24 protein-coding genes are annotated in these 22,859 nt (G+C 37.2%); 14 read left to right on the top strand and 10 right to left on the bottom strand.

From position 1 onward, the window contains the following. Positions 1–66: 66 nt before the first annotated feature. From ODE14_RS09170 to ODE14_RS09160, 3 genes are all read right to left on the bottom strand, one after another. Entirely contained in the window at positions 67–684 is a 618-nt protein-coding gene (locus ODE14_RS09170) for a hypothetical protein (RefSeq protein WP_263601222.1), read from the bottom strand. A gap of 31 nt (positions 685–715) precedes the next feature. Further along, a complete protein-coding gene (locus ODE14_RS09165; RefSeq protein WP_248391756.1) occupies positions 716–1,015 on the bottom strand; it encodes a rhodanese-like domain-containing protein in 300 nt (99 codons plus the stop codon). Between the two features lie 74 nt (positions 1,016–1,089). After that, positions 1,090–2,304 (bottom strand): outer membrane beta-barrel protein, encoded by a 1,215-nt coding sequence (locus ODE14_RS09160; protein ID WP_263601221.1) that lies wholly within the window; start codon positions 2,302–2,304, stop codon positions 1,090–1,092. A gap of 77 nt (positions 2,305–2,381) precedes the next feature. On the opposite strand from ODE14_RS09160, the gene queG reads away from it, so the two are divergent. The 5 genes from queG to ODE14_RS09135 all read left to right on the top strand — a co-directional run bounded on the left by queG (position 2,382) and on the right by ODE14_RS09135 (position 6,995). Then, entirely contained in the window at positions 2,382–3,332 is a 951-nt protein-coding gene (gene queG, locus ODE14_RS09155; RefSeq protein ID WP_263601220.1) for a tRNA epoxyqueuosine(34) reductase QueG, read from the top strand. Between the two features lie 343 nt (positions 3,333–3,675). Next, the gene (locus ODE14_RS09150) at positions 3,676–4,356 is read left to right on the top strand and encodes a TIGR02117 family protein (RefSeq protein ID WP_263601219.1); all 681 of its coding nucleotides are present in this window, start codon (positions 3,676–3,678) and stop codon (positions 4,354–4,356) included. Further along, on the top strand, positions 4,353–5,003 hold the full coding sequence (locus ODE14_RS09145; protein ID WP_263601218.1) for a murein L,D-transpeptidase catalytic domain family protein: 651 nt from the start codon (positions 4,353–4,355) through the stop codon (positions 5,001–5,003). Before ODE14_RS09150 ends, ODE14_RS09145 begins: the two co-directional genes overlap by 4 nt. A 224-nt stretch (positions 5,004–5,227) precedes the next feature. Further along, on the top strand, positions 5,228–5,686 hold the full coding sequence (locus tag ODE14_RS09140; protein WP_263601217.1) for an SRPBCC family protein: 459 nt from the start codon (positions 5,228–5,230) through the stop codon (positions 5,684–5,686). Between the two features lie 7 nt (positions 5,687–5,693). Continuing rightward, positions 5,694–6,995 carry a cryptochrome/photolyase family protein gene (locus tag ODE14_RS09135; protein ID WP_263601216.1) on the top strand — a complete coding sequence of 434 codons (1,302 nt, stop codon included), beginning with the start codon at positions 5,694–5,696 and terminating at the stop codon, positions 6,993–6,995. A gap of 24 nt (positions 6,996–7,019) precedes the next feature. On the opposite strand, the gene ODE14_RS09130 is transcribed toward ODE14_RS09135, so the two are convergent. From ODE14_RS09130 to ODE14_RS09115, 4 genes are all read right to left on the bottom strand, one after another. Then, a complete protein-coding gene (locus ODE14_RS09130; RefSeq protein ID WP_263601215.1) occupies positions 7,020–7,481 on the bottom strand; it encodes a hypothetical protein in 462 nt (153 codons plus the stop codon). A gap of 330 nt (positions 7,482–7,811) precedes the next feature. Further along, on the bottom strand, positions 7,812–8,006 hold the full coding sequence (locus ODE14_RS09125) for a cold-shock protein (RefSeq protein WP_066440788.1): 195 nt from the start codon (positions 8,004–8,006) through the stop codon (positions 7,812–7,814). Between the two features lie 229 nt (positions 8,007–8,235). Next, a complete protein-coding gene (locus ODE14_RS09120) occupies positions 8,236–9,297 on the bottom strand; it encodes a 3-oxoacyl-ACP synthase III family protein (protein ID WP_263601213.1) in 1,062 nt (353 codons plus the stop codon). 427 nt (positions 9,298–9,724) lie between these two features. Further along, positions 9,725–10,024, bottom strand: coding sequence for a helix-turn-helix transcriptional regulator (locus ODE14_RS09115; protein WP_248391772.1), 300 nt, complete (start codon positions 10,022–10,024; stop codon positions 9,725–9,727). 153 nt (positions 10,025–10,177) lie between these two features. Between ODE14_RS09115 and ODE14_RS09110 the strand changes: the two genes are divergently transcribed. The 9 genes from ODE14_RS09110 (at position 10,178) to ODE14_RS09070 (ending at position 16,597) form a co-directional block, all read left to right on the top strand. Next, positions 10,178–10,438: a hypothetical protein gene (locus ODE14_RS09110; protein WP_263601212.1), complete on the top strand. Its 261-nt coding sequence runs from the start codon at positions 10,178–10,180 to the stop codon at positions 10,436–10,438. A 382-nt stretch (positions 10,439–10,820) separates the two neighbouring features. Further along, positions 10,821–11,219 carry a hypothetical protein gene (locus ODE14_RS09105; RefSeq protein WP_263601211.1) on the top strand — a complete coding sequence of 133 codons (399 nt, stop codon included), beginning with the start codon at positions 10,821–10,823 and terminating at the stop codon, positions 11,217–11,219. Between the two features lie 63 nt (positions 11,220–11,282). Further along, a complete protein-coding gene (locus tag ODE14_RS09100) occupies positions 11,283–11,729 on the top strand; it encodes a thioredoxin family protein (protein ID WP_263601210.1) in 447 nt (148 codons plus the stop codon). A gap of 5 nt (positions 11,730–11,734) precedes the next feature. Next, entirely contained in the window at positions 11,735–12,661 is a 927-nt protein-coding gene (locus ODE14_RS09095) for an FAD:protein FMN transferase (RefSeq protein ID WP_263601209.1), read from the top strand. 83 nt (positions 12,662–12,744) lie between these two features. Next, positions 12,745–12,972 (top strand): DUF4266 domain-containing protein, encoded by a 228-nt coding sequence (locus ODE14_RS09090; protein WP_248391784.1) that lies wholly within the window; start codon positions 12,745–12,747, stop codon positions 12,970–12,972. A 32-nt stretch (positions 12,973–13,004) separates the two neighbouring features. After that, on the top strand, positions 13,005–14,174 hold the full coding sequence (locus tag ODE14_RS09085; RefSeq protein WP_263601208.1) for a DUF3570 domain-containing protein: 1,170 nt from the start codon (positions 13,005–13,007) through the stop codon (positions 14,172–14,174). Between the two features lie 6 nt (positions 14,175–14,180). After that, positions 14,181–14,948, top strand: coding sequence for a phosphatase PAP2 family protein (locus tag ODE14_RS09080; RefSeq protein ID WP_263601207.1), 768 nt, complete (start codon positions 14,181–14,183; stop codon positions 14,946–14,948). A gap of 2 nt (positions 14,949–14,950) precedes the next feature. Next, the gene (locus tag ODE14_RS09075) at positions 14,951–15,646 is read left to right on the top strand and encodes a VIT family protein (protein ID WP_263601206.1); all 696 of its coding nucleotides are present in this window, start codon (positions 14,951–14,953) and stop codon (positions 15,644–15,646) included. 201 nt (positions 15,647–15,847) lie between these two features. Further along, entirely contained in the window at positions 15,848–16,597 is a 750-nt protein-coding gene (locus ODE14_RS09070; protein WP_248391792.1) for a ThiF family adenylyltransferase, read from the top strand. A 44-nt stretch (positions 16,598–16,641) separates the two neighbouring features. Here ODE14_RS09070 and ODE14_RS09065 read toward each other — a convergent pair whose 3' ends face one another. The 3 genes from ODE14_RS09065 to ODE14_RS09055 are packed head-to-tail and all read right to left on the bottom strand — an operon-like array spanning position 16,642 to position 22,850. Further along, entirely contained in the window at positions 16,642–17,739 is a 1,098-nt protein-coding gene (locus tag ODE14_RS09065) for a DUF7005 family protein (protein ID WP_263601205.1), read from the bottom strand. A 1-nt stretch (position 17,740) separates the two neighbouring features. Next, positions 17,741–20,653 carry an NHLP bacteriocin export ABC transporter permease/ATPase subunit gene (locus ODE14_RS09060; RefSeq protein WP_263601204.1) on the bottom strand — a complete coding sequence of 971 codons (2,913 nt, stop codon included), beginning with the start codon at positions 20,651–20,653 and terminating at the stop codon, positions 17,741–17,743. 10 nt (positions 20,654–20,663) lie between these two features. Beyond that, positions 20,664–22,850, bottom strand: a complete 2,187-nt coding sequence (locus tag ODE14_RS09055; RefSeq protein ID WP_263601203.1) for an NHLP family bacteriocin export ABC transporter peptidase/permease/ATPase subunit — start codon at positions 22,848–22,850, stop codon at positions 20,664–20,666. Between the last annotated feature and the right edge of the window lie 9 nt (positions 22,851–22,859).

The raw sequence follows: 22,859 nt of genomic DNA, 5'->3' as shown, positions 1-22,859 counted from the left end.
CCCTTCTTTGGAAGGGTGGATCAATTTTCTCAGAAAAGTGAGACGTAGTAGTAAACAAAAGCAAAACTAAAGTCCGTCAATTTCTGACAAAATGTTTTTTCTGGCTTGCCGTTCATATTTCGCTTTAAAATACTCTGTTTTAAAAATACTTTCCGATTCCAGGAAATGCCGCAGCACTTTTTTTCTTCCCGGACTATAAAGAAAATCGGGATAAACAGAATATTCCTTTCTTATTTTTTGAGTATAGTCTTTATAATTTTCAGGCTCTTGCCCAAGAACCGAAAGGTCAGCATCCACTAGATAATCCGTATCATTATCGCCCGATTTCTGATGAAACTTGGTAGCCATAATCTGTTGTGAAATTTTTTCAATAAATCCTGCTTCTGCGCCAATTTGCTGGAGGTGCTTTTCTGAAAACCGCGCACTTTTTTCTTCATTTGATTTTGAAGAAGCATCATAAATTACATCATGGTAAAAAACAGAAAATGAGATGATATGATAATTTTCAATGTCATCTTTCACTTTGTCCAATTCAGAGAACATATTTTCCAGATGGTTAAAATTGTGATAATGTCTGCCTTTTTCGGTATATCTTTTTTCAATTTCAGTCCAAAAACCTTCAATAAGATGGAGATCCTGAGTGTATAAAAGACTGTTTTGCAGAAATCTTTCTCTTAGTTGCATTGTAAAACATTTTAAATAAAAAAAAGGAACTTTAAAAAGTTCCCTGATTTGCATCGATAGCCTGCTTCAGCTCTGCCCAGCCTCCGCCGTTATAGCCTTCCTTCAGGCCTTGTGTGTTAAGATATTCTAAAGCCTTTCCGCTTCTATTTCCGCTTCTGCAGAAAATAATTACGGGCTTCTCTATAGACAGGATTTCTTCTTGTCTGTCTTCCACTTCCCCCAAAGGAATATTTTTAGCGCCCTCAATACTTCCGTCCATTTCAAGCTCCATGGGCTCACGAACGTCGATTAATGCATAATTTCCTGATTTTAAAACTTCTGATAGAGACATAATTTGTTTTTTAGATTAAACTCATTACGAAAATACGCAAATTTCTACTGAAAATCTATGATCTAATGGTTTTTCTAGAATAGCGTATATCCTAATATAATGGATGAAGTCCTGTATCCTGTATTCAGAACGGTGTTATTTTGCAAAAGGTCTCTCTTTGTGGAAGTGCGGAATTCCACAACGAATTTGTCATTATATTTATATCCTGCACCGAAAGCAAAATTGCTTGCAGAAGCTATTTTAAGAGACTGGAAATCATAATAAATGTTTGAATTCATTTCAAAATCAACATTGTAAGCTGCATTAATAAAGATTTTTGATTTATCATTCAAAAATAAATAATATCTGATTCCAATAGGAATTTCGATCGATTTGTAATCAATACTTCTGGTTCGTATGTTTTCAGATGCCTGGCCCTGGTAAACTACAAAATCCTTTTCCGCTTTGTAATATTGATAGGTCGGTTCCGCGAAAACTGCCCATTTATTTTTGTTGAATGGAAGAATTAATTCGGCTTCTAAACCGATTCTGAATGCTATTTTATTATCAAATTTATTAGATTCACTTGTTGCAAATGAACTGTTTGAGATTTCAAAGGATGAAAGATTAATTCCGGGTCTTATGGTAAGGTTAAACAGATCTCGTTTTTCATAATTCTGATTATAATTGATTACGGTGCTGTTTGAACATTCGTTATATTTCAGGAAAACTTTAACAAGATCACTGGATTTATACTTCAGGTTATTAACATCTGTAAGATCCACCCCACAATTAAGGTTGTCCAGAATCTGTTTTTTATAATCTTCATTATAAGCTACTGCTGAAGCATTAATATAATAAGGCTTGTAAATAAGTTGTTTTACATCAGAGTCATTGGTGGAAATGAAGAATTTTTCGAGATTACCGTTTTCATAATATAAAAGATCTGCTTTTCCTTCAACAACATATTTCAGGAACACGGTCTCTTCTGTGAATTCTGGTTTTCTTTCATTAGAAAGATTGTTTAATTGTTTGGAAGAACCGTCTATCATAACGGCTTTTCTTATATATCTTTGTTCATTATCAATCCCGAATTCCTGGATATTTTTAATGGTTTCTTTTTTTATTTCTGATGAAGATTCGTCTGTTTTGAATTCAAACTCCGTAGGATTGTTTTTCCAGTCCAGGTTTTTTATTAAAGCTTCAGTTCTTTGTCCTGAATTATTTACGAAATAGCCTTTTTCAAATTTGATTTGTGCATGTAATAATCCTGCTGCAGTTATAGCGGTTAACCAAATAACTTTCTTCATGGTTATAATTTAATTGTTGTAAGAAATTTTTAGAGCGGCAAATTTATAAAATAATCTTAGTTTTGCAAGGTAAAATTATGAATTCAAACGCTGAAAAATATTCACAGTTGATAAAAGCCAGGGCAAAAAGTTTTGGCTTCCAGAGTTGTGGTATTTCTAAAGCTGATTTTCTGGAAGAAGATGCAAAGCCTCTTGAAGAATGGCTGAAGAGCAATTTTCATGGCGAAATGAAGTACATGGAAAATCATTTCGATAAAAGACTAGATCCGAGGCTATTGGTAGAAGGCTCAAAATCGGTAATTTCTCTTTCTTATAACTACTTTCCCGAAGAGAAAATTCAGACACTGGACAATTTTAAAATCTCAAAATATGCATATGCCGAAGATTATCATGAAGTCATCAAAGATATTCTCAGAGAAATGGTTTCCGGGCTGCAAGAGGAGATCGGGGAATTTGCTTTTCGGGTATTTGTAGATTCGGCGCCGGTTCTGGAAAGAAGCTGGGCCAGAAAGTCAGGAATAGGCTGGGTTGGAAAAAATGCCAACCTGATCACGAAACAGAACGGTTCATTTTATTTCCTTGCAGAAATTATTTGCGATCTGGAATTAATTCCGGACCATCCCACTACAGATCATTGCGGAACCTGCAGGAAATGTATTGATGCATGTCCCACAAATGCCATCGTTTCCGATAAGCTGATTGACGGGAGCAAATGTATTTCTTACGCTACAATTGAGCTGAAAAATGAAATTCCCGATTATTTTAAAGATAAAATGGATAATTGGATGTTTGGTTGTGATGTATGCCAGGATGTTTGCCCCTGGAATCGATTTTCAGCGCCTACGAAGCAGAAAAAATTTGCCCCGAATGATGCATTGAAAAATTTTAAAAAAGGTGAATGGAAAGAACTTACGCAGGAGCTTTTTTCGGAAATCTTCAGGAAATCTCCTGTTAAGAGAACAAAGTTTGCCGGATTAAAACGGAATATTGAATTTCTGGAAAAGAATAATAAACCTGGAGATTTTTAGAGAGACAATTTCCTGTCTGGAATTTTTTAATTTCCAAAGTAAAATGGTTAAATGGCCATTCTTTAAATTCAAAATTTAAAGAGGCGGGCTTTACAGACAAATAAGAAAATTTCCGTAAAAAAAATTGACTTCCGGAGATTATTTATCCCAACGAAAATCAACGTTTTTTTTGTACTCTTTTTGGAGCTACTTTTACTCTTATTTTAAATCTTTTGTTGGATTTAGCGTTTTTCTGCATATTTGTGAAGATTTTGTACTTAAATTTAGGGAAAAATTTATTTATATCCAATACTTTTGTGAAAATTATTATTAAATTTTATTAACTATATTTATTAGCTTGACTGTGAAAAAAATGTTGTTTATCATTCTTAAAACATTAGGAATTATCGTGGGCATTGTTGCTCTTTATGTCGCGCTCGGATATTTCCTGCCATTTATCGAAATTTCGGCTAAGGATGACGGAGAGAAAAAAGAAATTCCCATTTATATTTATACGAACGGTGTACATACAGATATTGTAATGCCCGTAAAAAATGATCTTCACGACTGGAGTGGGGAAATTCCTTTCACCAACACAAAATCAAAAAAATCAGATTTTAAATATGTAGGTATTGGCTGGGGTGATAAAGGTTTTTACCTGGATACACCTACCTGGGCCGACCTTAAGTTTTCCACCGCTTTTAAAGCTGCCTTCTGGCTCAGTGAATCCGCTATGCACTGTACCTATTACCGCGAAATGAAAGAAGGCGACGATTGTAAAATGATTATGATCAGCAAAAATCAGTACAGACAGCTGGTGAAATTTGTTGATGATAAATTTGATAAAGATTCAAATGGAAATAATATCCTTATTCCTACCAATGCAGTGTACGGAGATAACGATGCATTCTATGATGCCAAAGGGAGATACAGCTTTCTGGATACCTGTAATACCTGGGCAAATAATGCACTGAAAGCTGCAGGGCAAAAAGCTGCATTATGGACGCCTACTGATTACGGAATATTTCTGCATTATAAAAAATGAGAAAGCTCCTTTATCTTAACATTATATTTTTGTATGCATTCCTTTCCTGTCAGAAAGAACAACAGCAAAACAATTCCGGAACTTCTCTAATGCAAAATAATATCGTTGCGGATAAATCTGATCTCAAAGAGATGAGGCATAAAGCCCTTGAAGCACTACAATTCTGTAAAAAGAAGAAACTGAATACTGATATCTGTATTTTGATTGATATGAGCATTCATTCCGGGCTAAAGCGGTTTTTCATCTGGGATTTTAAAAAAGATTCTGTTTCTGCAGCATATCTTGTAGGGCATGGGTGTGAAAATAATCGCTGGAGCAGTGATGAGTCAAAGGATAAGCCGCAATTCAGTAATGAAGACGGAAGTCATCTTTCTTCTTTAGGTAAATACAAACTTGAGGGAAGAGGGTACAGTAACTGGGGAATTAATGTGAAATATTTGATGCACGGTCTGGAAAATACCAACAGCAATGCTCTGAAAAGAGTCATTGTATTTCATTCCTGGGAACTGATGAGTGATAAAGAAACTTTTCCTACAGGTTCTCCCGAAGGATGGGGCTGTCCTACCATATCAAATAATGCCATGAAAAAAATCGATCCGATTTTGCAGCAATCAGAAACTCCTGTTCTGATGTGGATTTATAATTGATAACCTGATTAAACTTTTTATTAACCTAAGGCGCAAAGATTATTATTATAATATTAAAAGTTAGTATTAAGAATTATCTGTTTCTATTGTTTATTCCTTTACAGACACTTAATTTTACTGAATTAAAAAAAATATATTAAATTTGCAATATTAGTAATTTATTTTACTTTTTTATTACAAATTTTAATGTTGTGGTACTTTAATTGTATTTGATTGAGAAAAAGATGAAACATACACTATTCCGCGAGCAGCAGCTACATTGTGATCTGAAAACAGCGTGGGAGTTTTTTTCTTCACCCGGAAATCTTTCGAAAATTACTCCTGAAGATATGAACTTCATTGTCCGTACAAAGTTTGAGACAAATGAAATATATGAAGGAATGATCATTGATTATTTCGTTTCGCCACTTTTTGGAATTAAAATGAAATGGAAAACAGAAATTACGCAGGTAAATTTCAGGAAAAGTTTTACCGATTTTCAGAAAAAAGGACCTTACAAACTCTGGAATCATCATCATGAATTTATCGAAAATGAGCAGGGTGTTTTAATGAAAGACAGGGTTGATTATGAGCTTCCGTTTGGTTTTCTCGGAGAAATTGCGCATAAACTTTTTGTTAAAAATAAGCTTGAACATATTTTTGATTACCGCTTTAAAGTTCTGGAGAAATATTTCAATCAATAACTGATCTATGTCTGAAAAAAAGAATAAAATAAACGTCTTCTGGTTCCGGAGAGACCTCAGGCTGCAGGATAATTGCGGTCTTTATTATGCTTTACAACAGAAAGAAAAAGTGCTCCCTGTTTTTATTTTCGACAAGGAAATTCTCAATAGGCTGGAAAACAAGTCGGATAAGAGAGTGGATTATTTTCATCAGACTCTGAAAGAGATTCATGGTGAACTTAAAAAACACAACAGCGGAATCACAGTATTTTATGAAAAACCTCTGGATGCTTTCAAAAAATTAATCAAAAACTATGATGTTGATACGGTTTTCTGCAATACGGATTATGAACCTCAGGCTATCAGTCGCGATCAGGAAATCGAATATTTTCTGAAAGATCATCAGATCAATTTTAAAAGTTATAAGGATCAGGTCATTTTCGAAAAAGATGAGGTCATGAAAAATGATGGGACACCATATACGGTTTACACGCCTTATTCAAAAAAATGGAAAGAACTTTTGAAGAAACATAAAATCGAAAATTTCACAATTAATTTTTCTAATTTTCTGTCGTACAAACCTTCCCAATTTCCTGAGCTTAAGGATATCGGATTCCAGAAGACAGATTTGAAAATGACGGATCCTGCATTAAAAAAATCAATCATTGATGATTATGATAAATACAGGGATTTTCCCGGAATGGATCATACGACACATCTTGGTGTAGCCCTCCGTTTCGGAACAATTTCCGTACGCAAATGTGTTCAGTTCGCCTTAGAACATAATGAGACCTGGCTGAATGAGCTGATCTGGAGAGAGTTTTTTATGCAGATTCTTTATCACTTCCCGAAAGTCGTTCACCAACCTTTCAAGCAGAAATATGAAAATATACAATGGCGAAACAATGAAAAAGAATTTCATCTCTGGTGCACGGGACAAACAGGATATCCTATTGTAGATGCAGGAATGCGTCAATTGAATGAAACAGGATTCATGCACAACAGGGTAAGAATGGTGGTTGCAAGTTTCCTTACCAAACATCTGTTAATTGACTGGAGGTGGGGAGAAGCATATTTTGCAGAAAAACTTTTGGATTATGAGCTCTCCTCCAACAATGGAAACTGGCAGTGGGCAGCAGGCTGTGGTTGCGATGCGGCACCTTATTTCAGGGTTTTTAATCCTTCGGAACAGACTAAAAAATTCGACAAAGATCAAAAATATATCAGAACGTGGCTTAATGAAAATGAAATTAATACTGAAGAAATGGTAGAACATACTTTTGCCAGGAAAAGAGCACTTGAAGTTTATGGAAAAGCAGTGAAAAGCTGATCAGGTTGCCGTATAATTGCAACTTTACGAACGAAGCCCCAGTTTCTTTAAAGCATTGGCGTTTAAAAATATTTCATCAAAAGAGGTTAATGATTCTACATCGCTGAAGTTCTGAAAGGTTTTATCGTTTTTATTAAATGAAAGCTCAATCATAGGATTGTAAATCGCGGTGATCCGCACTACGGAATATCCGTTGTAAGCAATGGAGAATCCTTCAAACAAGCATTTTTGTTCTGCATTGCGGTATATTTTATATTCCTCGAAAACAGGGCTGTCTGCTTTGCCTGCTTTTTTGTTATGCTCAAGAGATTTCCAGGAAGAATAATTTTTAGGCTCTTTCAGAATGTTTCCTTTGTTGTCTACCGGCACAAACATACCGAGTGTCAAAGTTTTTTTCAGGAAGTTAGCATAATTATTCATCAGTTTTAAGGTCTGCAGATCTGCATAACCTTCATGGGAGTAATATTCTATAACGAAATCCGTCATAGGAATTAGTTTATGGGAGGAGCTGACTGGCTTATTTACTGGTTCTTGAGACAAAATTAAAATATTAAGGTTGAAGAAACGAAGATAAATAAATTGCTAAAAACAGGAAAACTATTTATCAATCATTAATGAAAATACATAAAAAAACCTCCCACATTGTGGAAGGTTTATGACATATATAAAATAAGATTAAATCAATTCAATAATGTCTTTTCAGGTGATATATTCAGAATGAGAAAATAGATAAATTGGATATTAACTAGATTTGGCTAACTGAGAAAGCTCCGTGAATATCTTTTGTCTCAACTGTCAATACCTTGACATTCGGCATTACGCCAATTTTACGTTCACTGCGTTTAAGCCTTTTTGGCCTTGCTGAACTTCAAAAACTACTCTGTCATTTTCCTGGATAGATCTTGAGATTAATCCGGAAGAATGTACGAAAACGTCTTTGCTGCCGTCTGCTGGAGTGATAAATCCGAAGCCTTTTGCTTCATTGAAAAATTTTACTGTGCCTTCTTGCATTGTAAATGGTATTAAATTATTGTTAAGCCAAAGCCTTGTGCTGTGACCTTATTAAAAACAAATGGCTGAAAAAGTAAACTGAAAGAAAATATTATCTATGCTCTACAGAATAGCAAAGGCAGAAACCTGTTTTGTTCTGCAAATATACAAAAAATTTCCATAGTACTGTTAATTAAATTGTTGATTATCAAAAATATTTGTACATTATACAATTGAATAGGGTAGATCACTAAAATTTGTAAACCAATGCATTGATATTCATTCCTGCTCCTACGGATGCAAAAAGAATAATATCATCCTTTTGTATGGTATGTGATTCCAGTTCATCTTTAAGGATCATGGTAAGAAGGGAAGGAATTGTCGCTACACTGCTGTTCCCTAGTTTGCTGATTACCATTGGCATAATTCCCGAAGGAACATTCATGCCGTAAAGCTGATAAAATCTTTCCACAATCGCTTCGTCCATTTTTTCATTAGCCTGATGAATGATGATTTTGCTCAGGTCATTGATCGTATATCCGCTGTCATCCAGGCATTTCTGCATGGCCGTGGGAACGTTGGAGAGTGCAAATTCGTAAATTTTCCTTCCATCCATTTTAATATATTTGGTATCCGGACAGCTTTCATTGTTATAAGATTTTCCGAAGTACAGGAAATCTTTTTCATTCAAGGTATAAGAAGCTGAGAGATGCGATTTAATTCCCGAATCATCCGCTTCGTTGGCTTCCAGAATAACAGCTCCGGCTCCGTCTGCATAGATCATACTGTCCCTGTCATGAATGTCTACTACCCTAGAAAGCGTTTCAGCACCTATTACAAGACATCTTTTAGCTATTCCGGAGCGAATAAAAGCATGCGCCTGGATTACTCCTTCAATCCATCCCGGGCAGCCGAAAAGGACGTCATAAGCTACGCAGAAATTATTTTTGATTCGTAAAGTGTGCTTTACCCTTGAAGCAAGGCTCGGAACGGTATCAGACTGAATAGTGCCGAAGCGTACATCTCCAAAATTGTGGGCAAAAATAATATAATCCAGAGTCTCCGGATCAATCCCGGAATCTTCAATCGCAGACTGTGCGGCAATAAGACCAAGATCTGAAGCAACCTGCGTACTGCCGGCATATCTTCTTTCTTCGATACCTGTTATTTTCTGTAATTTTTTTGTAATAGATTCATTACTGTCTTTCAGTAAGTTTCCTTCCTCATTCAGGAATACATGTTCGCCGAAAAATAAGTTACTGATAGTTTCTGAGGGGATGTAGTTTCCTACACCTATGATTTTGCTTGTCATATCCAAAAAGATTCTAATCCTTAATACATAAATAGCTGAATTATTATTCAGCCAGTGTCCATAAAACTTCAGAATGGTGAAGCCTTTAGTATACCTGCGAAAATTATTCGCCTGAATAACAAAAATCCTGATTACAAATCTTATGATATATTTGTGGAATCCTGATCATTAAAATAATAGAAATGCAAAAAAGACAATAATAAATCATAAAATTGCATGTTTTCTATATCACCGATAAAGGTAGTTCATTAAAAATAAATACTGCTATAAATGTCTTTAATTTTGCTAAAATTTAACATTCATAGAATAATAATTGAGTAAAATTATCTAATTAAATCAGGTAGGAATAAAATTAAAAATCTTTTATTTAATTAAATTGGAAATTTATAGGAATATTGATCATAGAGTCTTACTGCCCAAATATTGTTTATAATTCTTTTTCCAGAATTTCTACAATTCTGTCAATCACGTCCTGTTTTTTCGATTTTTTATGATAGGGAGGCTTAGGTTCAGAAACAATACTCTGCTGATTTTTATTAAAAAGAGCATAGAGATCCAGATCCGGATGTTCTTCGATATACCAAACAAGAAAATTAAGAGGCATCGCGTTTTTTCCCGAAAAATAGAGCTGAATAGATTGAGGGGTTACGCCATATGCGTTTGCAATTTCCTTCATGGTTTCGCCTTTGCTCTTGCTATACTCACGGATCTTTTCGTAAATTTTCATATTAAGTGTTTCTTATCAGATTGAAAACAATAAACCATTGTTCAAATTCAATAATTTGTTGTTTTTAATATATAATTGTATATTTGTTCTTCAAATGTCTTATCAGACAGACACAAAATTACAAAAAAAGGTTAAACAAAATTTATCGTTTCTATGAACACATTGATGAAACCCTCTCATCAGGATAAAACCGGCAAAAAGCTCGATTTTATCGAACAATGGCTGCCGCCACGCTATACCACTTCAGTGAACATCATTCTTAAAAAGGAACCGAAAGACCCGGCATACATCCGAAAAGTGAGAAAGAAAAAGCTCAGCGATGAAAAGGTTATCGATGCACTTTACAAAGTATCCCTCATCAATAAATTTCAGACAGAAAATAATCAACCAAGGTTTAACAGTCAAAAATTATAAATTCATCCGGAATAATTATAACAAACACAATAATCATGGAAAAAAATGAAACCGTAATCACGGAATGCTTCAAATGCGGAACGCAATACAAAAACCATTTCAATGCATCACCCTGCTGCAAATCGCTTGTAATAAAAGTTGACGAAAGCGGAAACCGAACAACCATTACCTTTCTCAGTACATTTTCAATGCCCTGTTCTCATTCCGAAAAAAAGGAAATATCATGAATGCCGAAAACGCTGAATCCCGCATGTTCAAACGATCTGTGGGATTTTAATCTTTCCGGAAATCTGATATAAGAATAGCCGTCCAAACGTGACTTTAAAAAAATATTAAAATGTTAATTTAAAGTAATTCTAAACGAAACATTTTATAAATTTGAATGGTGAAAAAGTTGATTTCCATATTGTTCCTCTCGTTATATTTGGTTTCTACAACCGAATTGTATCAGCTTTTGAAAATCCCGAATCTCATAGAGCATTACTGTGAGCATAAAAAGCTCAATCCGGAGATGCCGCTCATCGCTTTCCTTAAAACCCATTACAACCATCCTGTTAATGACGGAGATGACGGAAAAGATCAGAAACTTCCCTTTATCATCCATTCCGCACCCTTGGCTTTGGTTTTTACCGTAATGAATCCGGGGTTTAGCTTTGAATCCAAAAATTCACATGTACAACAGATAACATCCAATAAAATCCCGTCAAAGGATGAGGACTTCCGTTTCAAAGGATTTGCAGGTTCCATCTGGGAACCTCCGCGCTTTTCCCTGGTAATTTAAAATTGATTTAAAGCAAATCAAATTATTATATCGTTAATTATAAATCATTATAAAATATACATAATGAAAACATTATTGTCAGCCATTGTAATGGTTGTATTCTCCATTGGTTTTCACGCACAGAACAGGCTGGAAACCGCAAAAAAAACGGCAGCAGAAAATAAAGAACTTATTTTACTTAACTTTTCGGGCTCAGACTGGTGCATTCCGTGTATCAAACTGCATAAAAATATCATTGAAACCGAAGACTTTAAAAAGCTGCAAGCGGATAACGTTATTCTTTACATTAATGCAGACTTTCCGAGAAATAAAAAAAACCAGCTTTCTGCGGACCTGAAGAAGGAAAATGCAGCACTTGCCGATCAATATAATCCAAAAGGGCTTTTTCCGTATACGCTGCTATTGAACCAGGAAGGAAAGGTACTGAAAACCTGGGAAGGACTTCCTTCTGAAAATGCTTTGGCTTTCAGTAACGAAATCCGCTCAGTCAAAGAAAACCAAAATAATTAACACGTATGCTAAGAGAATTCAAAAGACCTCAGAAACTCATGGGGAACGCTTTTGAAATTACCGTTGTGGGAAATGATGATAAAAAAGCACAGGAGCATATTGATGCAGCCATTGAAGAAATACGCAGGATCGAAAAACTTCTCACCACTTTCAGTGAAGAAAGCCAGACCAACCTTATCAACAAAAATGCAGGAATACAACCTGTACAGGTTGACCTAGAAATTTTTGATCTGATTGAAAGAAGTATGCGTATCAGTGCCATTACAGACGGATATTTTGATATTTCTTATGGCGGAATTGATAAAAGCTTCTGGAATTTTGACCGTACAATGAATGCACTTCCAGATCCTGAACTTATTAAAGATCATCTGAAGCTCGTGAATTACCGGAATATTATTCTTGATCGAAGTAACCAGACGGTCTTTCTCAAAGAAAAAGGAATGCGCATCGGTTTCGGGGGAATCGGGAAAGGATATGCTGCCGAAATGGCAAAGAGGCTTTTACAAAAAAGAGGGGCAACCTCAGGAATCGTCAATGCTTCCGGGGATCTTACTGCATGGGGAAATCAGGCAGACGGAAAACCCTGGACGATAGGAATTGCAGATCCAGACAATGCCGGACAGCCGTTTTCCTACATGAATATTACCGATATGGCCATAGCAACGTCCGGGAATTACGAAAAATTCGTTATCATCAACGGAAGAAGATACTCGCATACGATCAATCCCAAAACAGGGATGCCTGTTTCAGGAGTAAAAAGTGTAACCGTTTTTTGTCCTAATGCAGAAATTGCAGATGCCATGGCGACGCCTGTAAGCATTATGGGAATCACTGCGGCAATCAATATGGTCAATCAGATTAATCATCTGGAATGTATTATTATTGATGACCAGGACAAAATATATTCATCACAAAACATTAATTTAAAATGAAACCATTATCATTCTGAACAGACGGGTGAAACAAAAAATTCTCTTCTAATTCAGAATAACTTTCTAAAAACAATTCAGAACAAATGAAAAATTTCATAAAAATAATAGCGGCCATTTGCCTATTGATCACCGTGGCCTCAGTGCAATCCTGTACTACCGTCAAGGAGTACGAAAAAAATAAGCTCAATGATTCTGAAATGATTCTCGGAAACAGGCCGATCGAAAAGACCGAGCTTAGCTTCCAGTCTTACAGAGAAGGCTCTTCCGGAGCCAATGCAGGGAAAGTTGGCGGTGGCTGCGGGTGTAATTAAAAAGAGTACATATAAAATTAAAGTGATCTAAAATGAAAAAATTAATCATAAGTGTTATTGCTCTTTTCGGAATTTTTAATGCAAAAGCACAGGAAAATACAAATAATGAACACCCAAAAAAGCTGACGTTTGATGAAGCAAATTTAGTTTCAAGCTACTATAAACAGGACGGAAATAATTCTGCCGTTACAGGAGGAATTGGCACTGAAAAGTTAACCGATATTTCCAATACCATAGATGTAACAATGGTAAAATACGATAAGAAAGACCGAAAAAATAAATTCGGTTTTAGTGTGGGGATTGATCATTATACTTCCGCATCTTCGGATATGATTGATCTTAAGGCCAACTCGTCGGCCTCCCATGCAGACAACAGAATTTATCCTGCTTTAAGCTGGAGCCGTGAAAATGAATCCAAAGGAACAACCTTAATGGCGGGAGTCTCCACATCTTTTGAGTTTGATTATCAGTCTTACGGTGCAAACATCGGCTTTTCGCAGAAAACGGCAAACCGGATGGGAGAGTTTACGGCAAAATTCCAGGCCTTTCTGGATCAGGTTAAGCTTATTGCACCTATCGAATTAAGAACCAGTGAAGGCTACGGTACGAGCGGAAGAAATACCTATGCTTTATCTCTGGCCTATTCCCAAATTATCAATCAGAATTTCCAGATCGAGGTTTTGGGAGATGCTGTTCAGCAAACAGGATATTTAAGCCTGCCGTTTCACAGGGTATATTTTAATGATAATTCTGTACATCAGGAAGCTTTACCGGATAAAAGGTTTAAAATTCCAATAGGATTGAGAGCCAACTATTTTCTGGGAGATAAGGTGATTCTGAGGGCCTATTACCGGTATTATACTGATGACTGGGGACTGAAATCCAATACCTTCAGCCTGGAAACGCCGGTGAAAATTTCACCATTTATTTCGGTAAGTCCTTTCTACAGATATTATTCGCAGACGGCAACAAAATATTTCGCGCCCTATCAGCAGCATACGGCTTTTGATGATTTTTATACCAGTAATTATGATTTGTCAAAATTCGACAGCCACTTTTACGGGGCCGGAATCCGAATAAGTCCGAAGAATGGGTTATTTGGAGTGGAACGCCTGAATATGCTGGAAATAAGATATGGACATTATACAAAATCTGTAGGGATGAAATCTGATATTATTTCCTTAAATTTAAGGTTCAGATAATAACCTATGAAACCATTTATCACAATTTTCACTGCTTTGATCTTTTCTTTTTCTGTGAATGGACAGATCAAAGCAGATTCTTCCATGTCCGTTGAGTATTTTGAATATCAGGACAAAGTTTATCAGCCCAATTATAAAAAGCTAATCGTTCCGGCTGTTTTTATCGGATACGGAACGATTAGCCTTACTTCGGATGCATTGAAAAACCTCAACCGATCTACGAAATATGAAATCGGAGAACATCAGCCGAAACACATTAAACTGGATAATTATACGCAGTATCTTCCTGCAGTAATGGTATATGGATATAATCTTGCAGGAATTAAAGGAAAGCATAATTTCAAAGAACGGACAATTATCTACGGGACTTCACAGGTTATCTCGGCTGCATTTGTTCTTCCTCTGAAGCATTTGGTAAAAGAAGAACGGCCGGATGGATCCAACCACCTTTCTTTTCCTTCCGGGCATACAACAACTGCTTTTTCATCAGCTCATTTTCTTTTCAGGGAATATAAAGATGAAAATTTCTGGTTGTCTCTTTCGGGGTATCCTATTGCCATTTTTACAGGTGTTTACAGAACGCTTAATGACAAACACTGGGTAGGAGATGTGGTAGCCGGTGCAGGATTTGGGATTTTAAGCACGGAGCTTGCCTATTGGCTTTTTCCGAGAATTAATACACTATTTAATAAAAAAGATTCTAAAAGTTTTACCGTGATTTATCCGGTTGCGGATGGTAAAAATTTTGGGGCAGGAATGGTTTTAAACTTTTAATTATGCATCATCTTTTAGAAAAACATTATGTAAACAGGGTAGGGTGGCTTCGTGCAGCGGTGTTGGGAGCCAATGACGGATTGCTTTCCACTACGAGTATTGTTATTGGCGTTGCTGCAGCATCACCTGAGAGAAATACCATTATTCTTGCCGCCCTCGCAGGAATGATTGCCGGTGCCATGTCCATGGCTGCCGGAGAATATGTTTCCGTAAGCTCTCAGGAAGATACCGAAAAAGCAGATCTTTTGCGTGAAAAACGCGAGCTTGAAGAAATGCCGGAAATAGAATTGCAGGAACTTGCCAAAATCTATGAAAAACGGGGAGTAAGTAAAGAAACAGCTTTACGTGTGGCTACCGAACTTACGGAGCATGACGCATTGGCAGCCCACGCCCATGATGAGCTGGGCATCAATGAGATTACCCAGGCAAAGCCTTTACAGGCGGCTATTGCTTCGTTTGGTTCCTTTGCTCTTGGAGCACTGCTTCCTTTTATTGTTTCTCTTACAGCACCTATTAAAGAAATGGTATACTTCCAATATGGATTTTCAATTGTTTTTCTGATGATTCTCGGAGCCATTTCCGCGAAAACCGGCGGTTCAAAAACTGGCATCGCTGTCATGAGGATATGTTTCTGGGGTACTGTTGCAATGGGAGTTACAGCACTGATAGGGCATATTTTCGGGGTGAATGTTTCATGAACTCAAAATAATGAGGAGCTGAATATGAACTGCATCTAAAGTTGAAACAATATTAAAAATAGTTGTATATGAAAAGTCCGTTACTGCAACGGACTTTTTCCTTTTTAAGTTAAATATTATTCTGCCGTCACTATAATTCTACACTTTCAGGTAGCGGAGTTTCAGTTCCTGTTCTTTACATTTGTCTAAATCATGATCGTCATGGAAGAAAGATACACCAGAAACAGATTATATATCACTGAAGAAGAACAGCGGTATATAAAAAATTTCCCGATTTTATTAGGGGGAGCCGGAATTGGTAGTATCATTGCAGAATGTCTCCTGAGATTCGGATTTGAAAACCTTACCATTATCGACGGCGACGTTGTTGAATTGTCTAATCTAAACCGCCAGAATTACACCGAAAAAGATATTTCCGTACCGAAGGTGAATGCTCTGAAGGAAAGACTGCTGTCTATCAACAGCAATGCAGCGATTAAAGTCCACCATTGTTTCCTGACGCCTGAAAATGTTCAGGAATTCATTCCGGGACACAAGATTGCCGTTAATGCTTTGGATTTTACTTCAGACGTTCCTCTTATTTTTGATGAAGCCTGCCAAAAGCAGGGCATTCCGGTATTGCATCCTTATAATCTGGGATGGGGTACTCTTGTTTTTGTGATTTCCGGATTACCGGGATTACGTTATTTATCAAAAGAAGATGAAAGATTTAATGAGCTGAATGTTGTAGAATATGCAACCGGCTATTTAGCTTTCTGGGGAAATCGCCAGGTATGGATTGATGATATTATAAAAAAATACAAAGAAGAAAACGGAAGTTTTCCCCCGCCTCAGCTTGCTGTTGCTTCCTGGCTGGCCGGTGCCGTGAGTACGCATATTGCTTTTGAGATTGCAATCGGAAAGAATGTAAAGACTTTTCCGGAATTTTATCTCACAACAATACAGAATTAATTATACACTAATAACCATTTTATATATCTTCGGCGCGCTGAGAATCAGCGCGCCGAAATTTTTTGATAGCTGTCAAGTAGCAACCCGGCTCCAGCTGGTGATGAAATTTGCAGAAGATCTGTTTTGCAGAGCGCTTCAATCCTTGATCTTTTGTCTTCATCAGTTTTCATTTCTTTAAGCTGATTACTGAAAACTGAAATATTTTCAATAGCATTTCTGATGATTTTTGTTACCTGTGCAAATTCAGCTTCAGAAAGATTCATTCCGGCAAGATAATTTTCGAGCCGTGCGCCGGATCTGTATTTCGGATATTCTTCCAGCCCCATAAAAGTGAGCATCCAATGTTTCTGATAAGTTCCTGAAGCGGCAACAATTCCTATATAATCTGCAATCAGCTCATCATGAAGATTATTGGAAGCAGAACCGAACTTTTTTAATGTGTATAAATGAACGCATTCATGCTCTAACCGTATTTTTAATGAGATCTCCTTCCATTTTTCACTGTTCAGGTCTAGTGTTGCTGCGTTTACATTGCTGTAAGGTTTCATGCTCAGCAGAATAATTCTGTCTTTATATAAATGCGTGTTGGGTACAATATTTTTTAAAAATTCGTCATTCCAGGAAAGAGATGAATTGTTTTCACTCCATTTCTGTTTTAAATTATTGATCTTCTTCCAGTTATTTATTCCGCTGATCAGGCTTGCACCCATTGATTTCGGAATTTTCACGGGATTATTTTTATGAATTAAGCATTGGATAAGCGTTTCAAAATCAGTTTCGTCAGGAACTGTAAGCACTGGGATATGATAAGCCATACTTTGATGGAGTTTCAGCGTAATCTCACTTTCTTTTTGCAGCTGTAAGGCTTGATCTGAAGGGATGAATGATCCTTTCAGAACAGCATCGCGGTACATCTGCTTTTTGTCTGTTCCTTCTTCAATAGGAAAATTCAGCTGGGGATAAAACGCACGAAGCACGTGAAACGGAATATTGCCGGTAGAATGTTCAATATATTCTTCCCAAAATGTTTTATCTGATGAATTTTGAATTCCTGCATTATCAGCGGTAAATTTATTTGAAAAATAATCTTGTAGCTGTTTTGGTAAAACCATATTTTCTTTCAGCTCTGTCTTGTTTTCCATGCTATGCGATCTGACGTTTTGCCAATTCTGCAAACAGTCCGTTTTTGTCCATCAATTCGTCATAATTTCCGGATTCAACGATGCTTCCTTTATCCAGCACAAAAATTCTGTCGGCATTTTTAATGGTACTCAGCCGGTGAGCGATCACGATACGGGTAGCCTGCAATTTTTCAAGACTTTCAGACACGATATTCTGGGTTTTGTTGTCCAGGGCGCTGGTTGCCTCATCCATAAAAAGAAGTCGGGGTTTGTGGACAATTGCTCTTGCGATCATCAGTCGTTGTCTTTGCCCGCCGGAAAATGTTCCGGCTCCTTCGCTTACCATGGTGTGCATTTCCATCGGCATATGTTTGATATCTTCTTCCATTCCGGCCATACGTGCCGCTTCCCAGGCATCTTCCAGTGTAAGTTCGGAATTGCCGATAATGTTCTGGAAAATACTTCCCGCCATCAGTGCTCCGTTTTGGAGAACTACACCAATCTGTCTCCTTACCAGCTCTTTATTCATAGACTCGAAACTTTCGCCGTCGTAATAAATAGATCCCGCTTCAGGATGCTCAAAACCCAGCAGAAGTCTCATAATGGTTGATTTTCCGGAACCAGATGAACCTACAAAAGCCACCATTTCTCCCGGTTTTATTTTGAATGAAATATTATTCAGTACCAAAGGCTGATCTTCATGATACCGGAAGGAAACGGAATTCATTTCAATTTCACCGCTCAGTTCACCCGGATCTGTACTGTGTTCGGCAGATTCAGGCTCAGCTTCCAGAATCGGCTTTACCCTTTCATATAAAGGAATGACATTCATGGAAGTGATAAAGGCCATACTGATTCTTAAACTGTCATTTAAAAATTTATTAAAAGCCGTAATAAAAGCCATAAAAGCACCTACCGTAAGCATACTTGCAGCGTTATCGGCATGCAGCACGGTGTAATAAATAAATGAGAAAAAGAAAATACTCGTAAAAAGAGGGTAGGAGGCATTAAAAGTTTCTACAAAATTCTGATAACTCCCTGAGCTGAAGCCTAATTTTTTTAGTTTCGAAAATTTTTCAGCCCATAATGTGAAAATTCTTTTTTCTCCGCCTGTCATTCTTATCTTGGTAATGCCGGATAAAAATTCAAATAAAAAGCCCTGGATTTCTCCCTGTTGCTGGGAAATCTGACGGTCGTGTTTTAATTTTAACAATCCCATTCCTACTGTAAATAACGCGGCAATTACTCCCAATGCAACTCCTATCCAGGCCAGTTTGGAATCGTAATAAAACAGAAGGATCAGATTCACAAAAGAAAAAGCGCCGCTCAGTGCTGCGGTAATCAAAGTATTTGAAACGATCTGTCTGATGGAATTAATGCTTAATACCCTGTTGGTAAGATCTCCCGCAGTATAATTTTTATAGAAAGTTACAGGAAGCCGCAGGATATAATCCATGACTCCAACCTGTAAGTTGATGCTTGATTTTGATTCTACTCTTAATTGCAAAACACCCTGCACAAGCTGTAATCCGGCCGTTACAAAGCCTATGATGAGCAATATTCCGAAAATCTCGAAGTGTAAAGAACGATCTGCGGTTGGAATAACATCGTCAAACATCACTCCCGATAAAATAGGAACCAGAAGACCTATTAAGCTTCCTGCCAATGCAGCAATGATCAGGAACTTGAGGTCTCTTTTTGCACCTTGCATAGCAAACCCCAGAACTCTTTTTATGGAAGTCATTTTTACATCAAAACCCGAAAAGAACATATAAGCGATAGGTTCCAGGGTTTCTGCAACTTCATTGTTTACCGTTGTTTCTGCATTGGTCTGCAGGTTTTTAAGAATATATTGAGAAGAACTTTTCTGAATTAATGCTACCGGGACATTGCCGTCTTTCGTGAAAGCCAGCAGGTTTCCATTTTCTTCTTTCCACCAGACTCCCCGTAAAATTACTTTTCTTACGCGTATTTTAGAGCTTTTTGCAATGGCAATCAGCTGGTTGGTCACACTGTTCTGATAACTTTCGATGTGTTTAGGCTCTTCAAGATTAAACCCGTTATGCTCACCAATTAATTTACAGGTTAAAAAAAGAATATTTTTTGATTTAGACTGATGAACAGCTTCTTCCCTGGTACCTGATTTCGTTTGTCCGGTAACAATGGATCTGATCTTTTCCAGTGTATTGCTGAGGTCCGTATTTTCGTTTTCTACCTTACTTTTAAAATATTCCTGTTCTTCAGTCTGCTGATCATTAATAATAGTAATAAGCCTGCTGAAGAAATATTTTTGAATATAATCAACAGCAATCAAGAAATTAATATCATTTTCAAGTACTTCACGGGTGCTTATTACTTTTACCAGTGTTTTTGCGGATAAAGATTTAACCCATAATTTGCTGCATACCGGAACCGGAAAATCTTCATACTGACCCGCTTCCAAAATCTTATTCCCGGAGAATATTTCCAGCTTTCCTTCCGATACCTGAAGCCAGTTTAATCCTGATGAAGGGTAAGCGATGGTATTTTCCGTAATATTGATCACATTAAAATGATCCACTGCTGTGTAAACCCTCGGATTATTTGATGAATCGAGTGCGGCGGATGTTTTCAGGATCCAGTTATTGACCATTTTTTTAAGAAAAAAATGATCGATTTCCAGCAAATTGCTTTTATCTATAGAAACAAGGGTTGCATCATTGGAAAAAGCAATAAGTCTTATATTTTCGGAATTTTCTTTCGTAATTAAACTGAACAGCAATTCTCCTTTTTTTGCGGTATACAAAAATTTTAAGGCTGATAAATAGGTTCCGTCTTCTGCGATATCGGTATAAAAGACATTGACCTCACCAGACAAAATCATCCAGAATTTTTCTGAACTGTCCAAAGAAAAAGGTGCTTCAACACCGATGCGTATTTTTTCGTTAGTTGCCATTTTTCTGAATTTATTTTGTTTCAATTAATTGGGAGTATACACCGTTCATGCTCATCAATTCCTGATGTGTTCCGCGTTCTACTATTTTTCCGAATTCCATCACAATGATCTCGTCACAATCCATAATGGTGCTTAATCGGTGCGCTACAATCAGGCAGGTACATCCTCTTCTTTTGATGTTATCCATCACCATTTTTTCGGTGGCGGGATCCAGTGCGCTGGTTGCTTCATCCATTACGAGAATGGAAGGATTGCTTACTAAAGCTCTTGCGATCTCAAGCCGTTGGCGCTGTCCGCCGCTGAAATTGGCACCGCCTTCCATCACTTTACTATCGTAGGCATCATTTCTCGCAGCAATCACATCGTGAATAGCCGCATCTCTTGCAGACTGAACGATATTTTTTTCAGGAATCAATGTATCCCAGAAAGCGATGTTTTCATTAATGGTTCCGTTAAAAACCAGTACATCCTGGTCGATCACGGATAAAGATTCGGTAATGATATTTCTTGGGATTTCCTTTCTGGATCTTCCGTCCAGCAGGACTTTTCCATCCCAGGGATCATATAATCCGGAGGCAATTTTTGCTACTGTGGATTTTCCACTTCCGGATCCTCCTACCAAAGCAACCCTGCTTCCGGGTTTTAATTTTAAACTGAATTTTTCGATGAGTGGCGGAATGGTAGGATTGTACCCGAATGTAACGTTGTCCATTTCAAAATAGCCTACCAGTTTATTTTGTGTTGAAGATTTCGGTTGTACCGCATTTTCTTCTCTGAACTGATTGTCAACTTCATAATTCATTACATCATCGATACGGCCCATGTCACTTTCCGTTTCATGAAGCATTGCACCTACCGAAACCAACTGATTAACAGGATTAATAAAATTATTCATGAGGTAGGTAAAAGCCACTAAAGCTCCCAGAGTCATTTGTCCGTCCATGATTCTCAATGCACCGATTCCTAAAATGGCGCTTGTCGTTAAGGAAGTCAGCAATGGAGGGATTGTGTTCAGCCTTGTGGAAAGCCAGCCTAATTCCTGCTGGGCATTGGTTACTTTAGCAAGATACCCGATCCAGTTGGTAAAGAAATCATTTTCACGCCCTGAAGCTTTCAGGGTTTCAATCATGCTGATTCCCGAAGTGGTAGTTCCCAGCAATTTTCCGGTTTCATTGGTCAGCTGGCGGTTTCCGTCTTTTCTCGCTCTGGAAACATATTGCATGATAACAATATTAATGACCGCCATGGTAATCCCTACAAGCGTAAGGATGACATCATAGGAAAACATCAGCAATGCATAAAATATCACGACGATGACATTCAATGCGGCATTGGCAAGGTCACCACTCAGAAGTTTGGCGACTTTATCGTTCAGGGAAACCCTGTTTCCGATTTCACCGCTGTATCGTTGGGTAAAAAAAGCAATGGGTAAATGAAAAACATGCCATAGAAATTTACTCGAGGTAGCGAGGGCAAGCTTGGTTTCCAATTTTAATAAAAAATACTGCTGAATGTACACCAGAACGGAATTTACAATTAAAATCCCGGCCATAATTAATAATAACGGCATCACGAAGCCCGAGAAATTATTAACTAAATATTTATCAATAAAAACTTTAAGAAAGGAAGGAATGACCAGTCCCGGAATAACTAGGAACAGACTTGCCAGGATGATAAAGAAAATACTTTGCTTTGAATATTTAATTCTTGAAGCCAAAGAAGCCATTAAGCCGCGCTTTTCATTTCCTTTTTCAAATTTCTCAGTGGTTTCAAATGTGAGGACAACACCTGTGTAAGCATCATCGAATTCCTGATGAGTTACGGTATATCTTCCCTGGGCAGGATCACTCAGGTACACTTTATTTTTTGTAAAACCTTCCAGCACCAGAAAATGATTGAAATTCCAAAAAATAATTGCTGGCGTTTTAATCTGCATCAGTTTTTCGATGGATTTTGCATAGCCCTTTGATTCCAGTCCGTATTCTTTGGCAGCTTTAATGATATTGGTTGCTTTCAGCCCGTCTCTGGAAACGCCACATGCAATTCTCAGTTTTTCGAGAGGCACAAACTTTCCGAAATGCCCCAAAATAATACTTAAAGCTGCTGCGCCGCATTCAACGCTTTCCATCTGCAGTACAGTAGGGACTTTGGTAGGACGGGCCTGCTTCTCAATGGTTAATGTTGTATTATTTTTCATGGATGTTTT

Origin of the sequence: Chryseobacterium sp. PET-29 (assembly GCF_025736815.1) — a bacterium.
Taxonomy (GTDB): Bacteria; Bacteroidota; Bacteroidia; order Flavobacteriales; family Weeksellaceae; genus Chryseobacterium; species Chryseobacterium nepalense.
The sequence above is the reverse complement of the archived record's forward strand: the minus strand, read 5'-3'. Positions and strand labels throughout refer to the sequence as shown.